This window comes from Rosettibacter sp. KY25, from assembly GCF_057554405.1.
Genome location: NZ_BAAJAO010000041.1, coordinates 1 through 8949, shown reverse-complemented (window position 1 = coordinate 8949; position 8949 = coordinate 1). Strand labels below are relative to the sequence as shown.

At 35.3% G+C, this 8949-nt stretch carries 7 protein-coding genes; all 7 read right to left on the bottom strand.

Annotated elements, in window-relative coordinates:
- Positions 1–413 precede the first annotated feature (413 nt).
- Complete coding sequence (locus tag AC27L2_RS13475; RefSeq protein WP_487212287.1) at positions 414–3650, bottom strand: molybdopterin-dependent oxidoreductase; 3237 nt, start codon at positions 3648–3650, stop codon at positions 414–416.
- A complete protein-coding gene (nrfD, locus tag AC27L2_RS13470) occupies positions 3647–4804 on the bottom strand; it encodes an NrfD/PsrC family molybdoenzyme membrane anchor subunit (protein ID WP_487212286.1) in 1158 nt (385 codons plus the stop codon). The genes AC27L2_RS13475 and nrfD overlap by 4 nt, the downstream gene beginning before the upstream one ends.
- Positions 4805–4812: 8 nt before the next feature.
- The gene (locus tag AC27L2_RS13465) at positions 4813–5721 is read right to left on the bottom strand and encodes a 4Fe-4S dicluster domain-containing protein (RefSeq protein WP_487212285.1); all 909 of its coding nucleotides are present in this window, start codon (positions 5719–5721) and stop codon (positions 4813–4815) included.
- 52 nt (positions 5722–5773) lie between these two features.
- On the bottom strand, positions 5774–6871 hold the full coding sequence (locus AC27L2_RS13460; protein WP_487212283.1) for a porin family protein: 1098 nt from the start codon (positions 6869–6871) through the stop codon (positions 5774–5776).
- Positions 6872–6888: 17 nt separating this feature from the next.
- The gene (gene tatA, locus AC27L2_RS13455; RefSeq protein ID WP_487212282.1) at positions 6889–7047 is read right to left on the bottom strand and encodes a twin-arginine translocase TatA/TatE family subunit; all 159 of its coding nucleotides are present in this window, start codon (positions 7045–7047) and stop codon (positions 6889–6891) included.
- Between the two features lie 352 nt (positions 7048–7399).
- Positions 7400–8755, bottom strand: a complete 1356-nt coding sequence (locus tag AC27L2_RS13450; protein ID WP_487212281.1) for a sigma-54-dependent transcriptional regulator — start codon at positions 8753–8755, stop codon at positions 7400–7402.
- A 106-nt stretch (positions 8756–8861) separates the two neighbouring features.
- A partial coding sequence (locus AC27L2_RS13445; RefSeq protein ID WP_487212288.1) for a GxxExxY protein occupies positions 8862–8949 on the bottom strand: 88 nt, incomplete at its 5' end.

Genomic DNA, 8949 nt, shown 5'->3' with positions numbered 1-8949 from the left:
ATAACCACAAAGTTCACAAAGGATTTTCACAAAGGGACACTAAGAGAACGAACAATAAAAAACCCCGCTTTGCATTGCGGGGTTTAAAAAAATATTAATGAATAATCAAAATCATTTTATTAAACTCTCCTTTGCAAAGCGTCCCATCGATTTAATCGACGAACTGGCAGGTTTATCCCGCTTAAAGCGGGACAAGTCCGTTTCCAGACTTACCCTATCTGTCTGAAGCCAGACAAGTCGGTTGATGAATCGTGAAGTTTTTGTTTTACCACAAAGTTACACTAAGGATTTTCACTAAGAACACGAAGGCTTCTTTGTGAATCTTTGTGATGAACTTTGTGTTCTTTGTGGTAAAAATAAACTTTTTAGACTCATCAACTCGGAGAAAATATTTTAAAGAACTACGAAAAATACTAAATTTTAATTAATCTAACTTTCGTATCATAAAACGAAACGCTACCACCAACAGGATCAACCATACAGGTGTTATTTCGTAATGATGAATCCGTCCACATTACAGCATTAGCGTGTAAACCTTTAGCTCTGCGCGGATCACCTTTAATTGTTTCACCATCAACTTCAAAGTCTTCTGAGCCGGTTGCCCAATGACCGAATCCTAGCACAAAAGAGATTACTCCCGGTCTCATCGTTTCAGTTAAAACAACTTTACCAACTATATCTTTAGTCTTTCCATTTTTAAAATCCCATTTACCTTCAATGTTAGTAGCACTGATAATTCTTACTTTATCATCTTTACTGATACCAAGTTTTGCAGCATCTTTTGGATTAATCAGAATTCCATTTTCGGGCATAATTGGCTGCAGCCAATAAGCCGCAATAGTTCTTGATTTTGTTTGCGTAATTGTTCTATGTGTAATCAAATGTAAATCATAACCTTCGGAAATTTTATCAACTCTATCCTGCACATAATTCATTATTGGAAGATACTTTGCATATCCATAGTAATGTTTTCCAGTTGCTGAATATTTTTTCGTTGCTGTTTTTTCCTGATAAAGATTTAATAATGCAGCATAACGATGTTTAAGTTTTTCACCATCAAATGATTTATCGTGATCTTCAAATCTACCTCCTCTGTTCAGAATATAAACTACTTTACGCCAATTCTCCTCGCCAACAACTTTTTTCCATCGCTGCTCATCAAAAACAGATTTATCGAGGTGTCTGCGGGCTTTTGAAAATACTTCGAGTTCTCTATCGTCTGCATCTGGCACGGGTGATTCGGTATAAGCAAGATTTGCAATTGCTCTCAGATAAAAATCATCTGGTTTTGTTAAATCCAATCCATCACCAAGAGCATTCTTACCGAATGCCTTTAATCCCAGTTTTTCATTCAAAGCCATAAACAATGCTTCAAGACTGCAGGGAACTTCTTCGCCATATACCTTTACTTTTTCAGGAATAGGAGAGATAACTGGCTGACGAACATTTTCAACTTTAGAAGGCATATTCGGATGCGAACCTTGAAACTCCCATCGCTCAAGATATGACAGATCCGGAAAGATATAATCAGCATACATTGATGTTGAGCCGATTATTATATCGCTGCAGAAGAATAAAGGAAGTTTATTAACATCTGCAAGAACTTCGATGTTTGTATGACCAGCAGGAAGTGCGTAAGTTGGCGCTCCCATATAAAAGAACAAAGCTTTTACTGGATATGGATACGCATCGCCAATACTTGGAATAATTTCTTCGTAAATATCTGATGAAAGCGGATACCAGTTTCGTTTTGCAGGATAGCCTTCAAAGATTGTTGTTTTATCATAGTCAACATCGTGACGAATAGAACTTATCCCGAAAGTTGGAATTTTTCCTTTAACTTTTGTTAAATCGAAGATTCCCCCTTTTGAACCATCGTATTTATGGGTAGTAGCTTTACACATACCACCAGCCCAATCAAAATTTCCCAGAAGCATATTTAAAGACATCCAGCTTAGTACATTGTAGAATCCATTTGTATGCTGCGCTGGTCCTCGATGAATATCAACGGCCGCTTGCTTTCCATAACTTGTTAGTTCGCGTGCAACTTCAATAACATCTTTTTCATTTACTCCGGCAATCTCACACCACTTTGTAATTGAATTTTCTTCAGCAGATTCTTTTAGAATTTGCAAACCGGATTTAACTCTTACTTTCTTTCCTTCTTTATTTGTTAATTCAGTGTCAACAAATAAATCACCATAAACAGGATTTTTTTCATCATTAGGATCAACCCAGGTTGGTTTGCCATTGACCATCACAACCATAAACTTTTCTTCATATTCAATTTCTTTAGTCTTGTCTTTCGGGTCTTCCATCTTTCTTTTCTCAGCTGACTTCAAACCAAAATCTGCTGCGCGAATTAATTTACCCGGTTCACCATCTTTTATCTCAACAAGCCAGGTAGCGTTTGTCCAGCTTGTTTCATTGGTTTCTTTTGCAGCTGCTTTATTAGCGTTTCGTAAAAACTTTTCATCAAAGCGATTGTTATTAATTATCCATTGAATCATCGCAAGAGCAAGAGCAGCATCAGTACCTGGTTTAATTGGTAACCATTTGTGAGCTTTACTTGCAAGCTTTGAAAATCGTGGATCTGCAACAGCAATTTTTGTATAACCTTTTGCAAGATTTTCCATTAATCGGACAGTTCTGTTTGTAGGTCCATAGTTAGCTTCAAATAAGTTAGCACCAACGAATAGAACATACTTTGCGTGTTCAAGATCTGCCTGCCAATAAAATTTTTGACCGCCTGTAAATTTACCACCTTGATACTGTTCGCTTATTGCTTTGCAAGTGAAGTACAATGAACCTTGACAAACTGTTGTGTGTCCGTGTAAGTTAATTGTTCCAAATGCTGATTGAAAACGAGTAAAGAATTCTTTTCTTCCGTTTTTCAATCTACCAAAAGCCATTACAAACTGATTGTTCTTCGGTCCCAAATCAGGATGATCTGGATCAATTAGTTTATCAAGATTATCTTTATGTTTTTCTTTGAAAGCTTTAACAAGTTCTTGTTTCTTTGCTTTATCTTTTTCATCCCAGATAGCTTTAATATCTTCTGCCATTGCTTTGGCAACATCGGCATCTCGCAAAGCCATAATATCTTTCAATCCTTCAACTACGCGGTTTTCTTCTCCGGGAACATTTGCAAATAATTTTCCACCTTCAACAATCTCCTGAATTGCCTGTTCAAACGGAATTGTAATCCATTTATTTTCACCTCTTTTTCCGGCGCGTTTCAAGACTTTTCTGATTCGATAAGGATCGTAAGCTATCTGAATACCCGCCTGACCTTTAGGACAAAGCGCGCCATCAATTCTTGCTGCTTCGTCAATGTCAGTCTTCATTGAAAGATGAGGCACCATTGTCCAAGGATTGTACGGATTGCCATCAATCTTTGCAAGAACTCCATCCTGAATTTTAGCTTTGATGCCGCAACCGGTGTTACAGTTCAAACAAACCGAGTAAATAATATTTTCGGGTTTGTTGAAAGGATAATCAACATCGGGTCTTTTGCTTTTAATAATCAGCTGTTGTGTTTGGGCAGAAGCTTTTTCTCCTCCGAAAATTGCTGCAAGAGCTCCTCCCCCGAGAAGAGCACCTTTTGCTAAAAAACTTCTTCTTGATTTATCAATTAATTCCTGTTTCATAATTCTGTTCCTAATTTCTTTTTAGTGAATTGTGAAAGAAACTTTATTCCGAAATAAACTAATGCAACTCCAAATGCACCGATGAACAGAGCAATAAGATATTCATTCAATGTTGCCGAGTAATCAAACCTTAATCTTTCGTGATAGAAAGCCTCTTTTAATCCTTTAAGTTCTGCTACGGCTTGTCCTGGTATTAAAATATTTAATCTTGCAGAGACAAAAGTTACAGCAACAATAAAAGCTCCTGTTCCAACCATCTGATATGTTTTACCCTTTAATAAAAGATAAAGCGCTACTAATGCACCACCTAAGTGAACAAACCAGAACACCCACCAGAAGGGACCAAACAGAATAAGTTCAACAGCTTCCCGAATATGTGAATTAGGTGACCAAAAGACTAAACTGTATTCTGCAAATTCAGCTATGAAGTAAAAAATAATTCCACCAATAATAGTGTAGCGAAGCATTTTAAATGGCTGATGTGTCAAATCAAATTCTTCATAATGAAGAAAAGTGTAAATTAAAAGAAGAACTGCTCCGCCAGATGTAATTGCAGAAACCAAAAATAAAATTGGAAGTAATGGAGAACTCCAATATGGTTTTGCATCAACAACTCCAAAGAATGCACCGCTTTGACTTGGAAATGCAATAGATAACAGAAATCCTAAAGCCATTAGAGGTAGTATCCATCTTTTCTTATCGTGAAAATCTGTTTGCTTTTCTTTATTCAAAGTCAGACAGAAAATCACTCCGGCAGTAATAATAAAGAAAGTGTACATCCACGCATTAAAAGCCATCATTGAACCGAAGTTTGGAGCGTACAGAATTCTTGCAAATCTGAATGGCTGACCAAGGTCCAACCAGATTGAGAACAATCCCGTAATTATTGCAGCCACCGATACAACAATTACAACTCTGAAATTTTCTCTGAAGCCGGTTAAATTAAATACATAACCGATAACTCCTAATGCAAACACACCGCCAGCTATTCCGACAAAATGAAAGTACAAAGCGACCCACAAACCCCAAGGCACATAACTACCATATCCCGCCAATCTTTCTCCGGTAATGAATTTTAGGATAAGTGCAATAAATCCGATAGCAAAGACTACCATCCATATTCTTGATAAATTTTTATAAGTTTTTTCTAACATATTTCACCTCATACCAAATAAATGACTGATGGTTTAGTGCCTTTTTCTTCAAGCAGTTTAATCTGATTTGGCTGACGAGCCATTTCAGAAACCAACGAATCCGGATCACTCGCATCACCAAAATAATTTGCTCTGCCGATACAAGTTGATACACACATTGGAAGTTCACCTTCATTCAATCTGTGCAGACAAAAATGACATTTGCGCGCATTGCCCATTGGTGAATTGTGCCCTTCACGGTTCCAGCTTTTTCCATATTCATTACTTGACAGCAATTCATAAGGTTGAAGTTCGGGTGTATCCTCAGTGTAGTATTCACCAAAGTCACTTGTTCTTGCACCATAAGGACAAGCTGAAATACAATAACGACATCCGATACATTTGTCATAATCAATCTGCGTAATACCATCAGGTCTTTTCCAGGTTGCATTAACAGGACAAACAGCAACACAAGACGGTTCTTCACATTGCATACAAGGTCTCGGAAAAAATCTCAATTGAGTGTTGGGATATTCACCAAATTCTTCTTGCACAACAGGACGATAAACAACTCCAGGAGGAAGTTTATTTTCTGCAATGCAGGCAACTGTGCAAGCGTGGCAGCCAACACATTTTCTTGTATCAATAACCATCATCCATCTTCTTTCTTCAACGGGTTTTGCCAAAGCTTTTTTCAACTCTGCTTGCATTCTTAATAATAAATCTGATTTTTCATTTATTTCAACTGTCTTGAAATCAGGAATATCGCGAATAGTTTCTTTACCGGTAGGAACCTCAGGTGGAGGGCTTAAGCGAGAGACAGTAACCGCAGCAACTGAAACTGCAACACCGCCACCAACAACTCCGGCAGTTCTTAAGAAATCTTTTCTTGAAATTTCTTTGTTCAATAAACTTTCTTGTTTTTTTTCTTCTGCCATTTTTTCTCCGTTTAATTTATTAGCACAGATTAGTAATAGTTGCTGCAATATTTTAAAAGAATGAATAGAAAAATGTTATTCTTGGTGTAATTGATGCATCAATACTTCTTCCATTTGGAATTGATTCGTAAGTTTCAATTATAACATTAGGACTGATTGTAACTTTATCGATCGGTTTGTAATTCAAACTGAAGATGAACCAATTTCTCATATCACCTTTTGCATCAGAATCTGTATTCGGATCGTAGTAATCATATCTTCCCACAACTGCTAATTCTTTTGAGAAGTTGTATGAAGCAAATGCTGAGATTCCCATTCCGGTTAAATTTTTCAAAGAACCACTCTTAAGCATTCCATTTTGTCTTGAGTTTAAGAATCCTTCAACACCAAATGTATAAGCATCTTTTTCTTTGTATCCAAGGAACAATGCATAAGTTAAATCATTGTTGGCAATTGTTGCCGGTGGATTTGATGTACTAGCCGGATCATTAATTTTCGGGCGAGCTTTTAAGTCAGCATAAAGTGTAGCAGTAAATTGTTTAATTGGTGAATACTGAATGTGTGCATAAAATCTTTTGTATTTATCGGTTTCCGGCTTATTGCCAGAACCATCACCAATCATTAACCAGTATTTGAACATTCCTTCAGAATCAAATTTGCCCTTGAGTGTAATTGCGATATCTCGTGAAGAAACTATTCCTCTTAAATCCATAATAGTTTTTTCCAGAAATCTGTTTCCCCAAATACTTTCTGATACTTCGAAAGCCGGCGTTGGTTGAATTCCAAAAACCAAATCGCTTCCTTTAAAGATATTTTTCCATTGCAAGTAGGCATCTTTAACAAAAACACCGATCTTACCATCATTTGTATTTGATACCTGATCTGCTTCTAATCTGAATTTAGTTGTGAATGACTCTGAAATATCATAATCGTAGGTAAAATAAATTCTTCTGAACTGAAATCCGTTTAAATCTTTTTTCCCACCATTTACAACATTAGATAATGAAGATATACCTGTATCTCTCGCAGCATTATAGAAATAATCTCCGAACATATAACCGGATATTCTTCCTTTATTTGTGACTTCTTGAGCAAACAAAATGTTCGATGATAAAAATAAAATGAATGTAAATAAGAATAACTTTTTCATATTTCTCCTTTTAGATTTTATTTTGTGATATCTTCAATTGATTTGATTTCTTTTTTGAAAACGTGGATTCCCTTGCCGATGCTTTTAGCAATTTCGGGTATTCGCTTAGCACCAAAGAGTAATGCAATTATTCCAACAATAATTAAAATTTCTGTTACCCCTAAATTACCAAACATATTATTTCCTTTTTTATTGATAAAAAGCAAAAGAAATGCCACAGACATAAACTGCGGTTAAATTTGATTACATAAGCTTTTGTTTTTAACAAGGAGTTTGATAAAACGAAATATTGGCGAAAGCGACGGAGTTTCGGCGAGAGGATTTACTTTGTGCACCTTCGTGATGTCCTTTGTGAGCTTTGTGGTGAAAAAAAATTAACCACAAAGGAACACGAAGTCCTTTCACAAAAGAACACTAAGGAAATTACAATATTCTTTGTGCATCTTCGTGATGTCCTTTGTGAACTTAGTGGTGAAAAAATTTAACCACGAACGGACACGAAGGGATTTCACAAAGGAACACTAAGTATTAATTAATACCATACTTTTCAATTTTACTTTTTAGTGTTGAAGGAGGCAGTCCAAGTAGTTCTGCGGCTTTCGCTTTATTGTTGCCTGTTTTCATTAAAGCATTTTTAATTAATTTTTTCTCAACATCTTCAACAATTTCTGTTAAAGATTTATTTTGAGTTGAGGTCAAAGTATCAACATCTATCTTATCCAAGATTAATTCTTGTGGAAGCCTGTTTACTGTAATTTTACAATCATAGCAAAGAATTGATAATCGTTCTGTAATATTTTTCAGCTCCCGCACATTTCCAGGCCAATGATAATTTTTCAAAATTTCATAAACAGCATTTTCTACTTCATATTTTTTTTGATAAGAAAAATGATTTAAGAAATAATTAAAAAGCGGAATAATATCATCTCTTCTTTCACGCAAGGGTCTTAGATGGATTGGAAGAATGTTTAATCTATAAAATAAATCTTCTCTGAATTTTCCTTCTTTCACCAGATTATTCAAATCAGCTTTGGTTGATGCAATCACACGAACATCAATTTTAATTGGTTCACTGCTACCGACTCTTTCAATTTCCTTTTCCTGAAGAACGCGTAATAATTTAACCTGAGTTTCAAGCGGAACATCATCAATATCATCAAGATAAATTGTTCCCTGATCAGCTTTTTCAAATCTTCCAATGCGAAGTTTATCTGCACCCGTAAATGCACCTTTTTCGTGTCCGAACAATTCACTCTCAATAACTTCTTTTGATAAAATTCCGCAGCTGACTTTTACAAGCGGTTTTTCTTTTCTTGGTGAATTATAGTGAATAAGATTTGCAATTAATTCTTTGCCTGTTCCTGTTTCTCCAGTTATTAAAACTGTTGAGTTGGTTTGTGAAATTATTTTGAGAGTTTCTTTTAGTTCGTTCACATATTGGCTATTACCAATGAATGCATCAAAGTTGAATTGATCCTGAAAGTAATTTTGGTAATCTAAATTTTTTGATTGAAGTGTTATAAGTTCTTTTATTCTATCAATAATTAAAAGTAGTTCTTCTTTGTTGAATGGTTTTGTGATGTAATCAAAAGCTCCTTTTTTCATTGCCTCAACTGCAGTTTCAACTGAACCAAATGCTGTCATCATTATTACAAAAACATTTGGATTGATTGATTTTATTTTTGATAAAAGTTCAAGTCCATTCATTTCGGGTAGACGAATATCAGAAATGATAACATCACAGTTTTTCTTTTTAAAATGCTCAAGAGCTTTGATTGGATTTTCAAAGTCAATTACGATATAACCTGCATCGAGTAAATCATCTTTCAGTGATACTCTTAAAATTTCTTCGTCTTCTACAATACAAATGTTTAGTTTTTTCATAATACTTTTCTTTGTGTTCCTTCGTGAAATACCTTTGTGCCCTTCGTGGTAAATCTTTTTTCACCACAAAGGGACACAAAGTTCGTCACAAAGTTACACGAAGAGTTTATAAAATTACTCTTTTAATTCCATCTTTTAGATGTCTTACATTAAAGTTTATCAATAATCCTAATCTACAACCTGATAATTTAAGA

What these genes read in the sequence shown, in the direction of transcription:
- AC27L2_RS13450 (WP_487212281.1), bottom strand. Translation starts at nt 8,755, where the DNA reads ATGAAAAAACTAAACATTTGTATTGTAGAAGACGAAGAAATTTTAAGA.
- AC27L2_RS13475 (WP_487212287.1), bottom strand. Translation starts at nt 3,650, where the DNA reads ATGAAACAGGAATTAATTGATAAATCAAGAAGAAGTTTTTTAGCAAAA.
- nrfD (WP_487212286.1), bottom strand. Translation starts at nt 4,804, where the DNA reads ATGTTAGAAAAAACTTATAAAAATTTATCAAGAATATGGATGGTAGTC.
- AC27L2_RS13460 (WP_487212283.1), bottom strand. Translation starts at nt 6,871, where the DNA reads ATGAAAAAGTTATTCTTATTTACATTCATTTTATTTTTATCATCGAAC.
- tatA (WP_487212282.1), bottom strand. Translation starts at nt 7,047, where the DNA reads ATGTTTGGTAATTTAGGGGTAACAGAAATTTTAATTATTGTTGGAATA.
- AC27L2_RS13465 (WP_487212285.1), bottom strand. Translation starts at nt 5,721, where the DNA reads ATGGCAGAAGAAAAAAAACAAGAAAGTTTATTGAACAAAGAAATTTCA.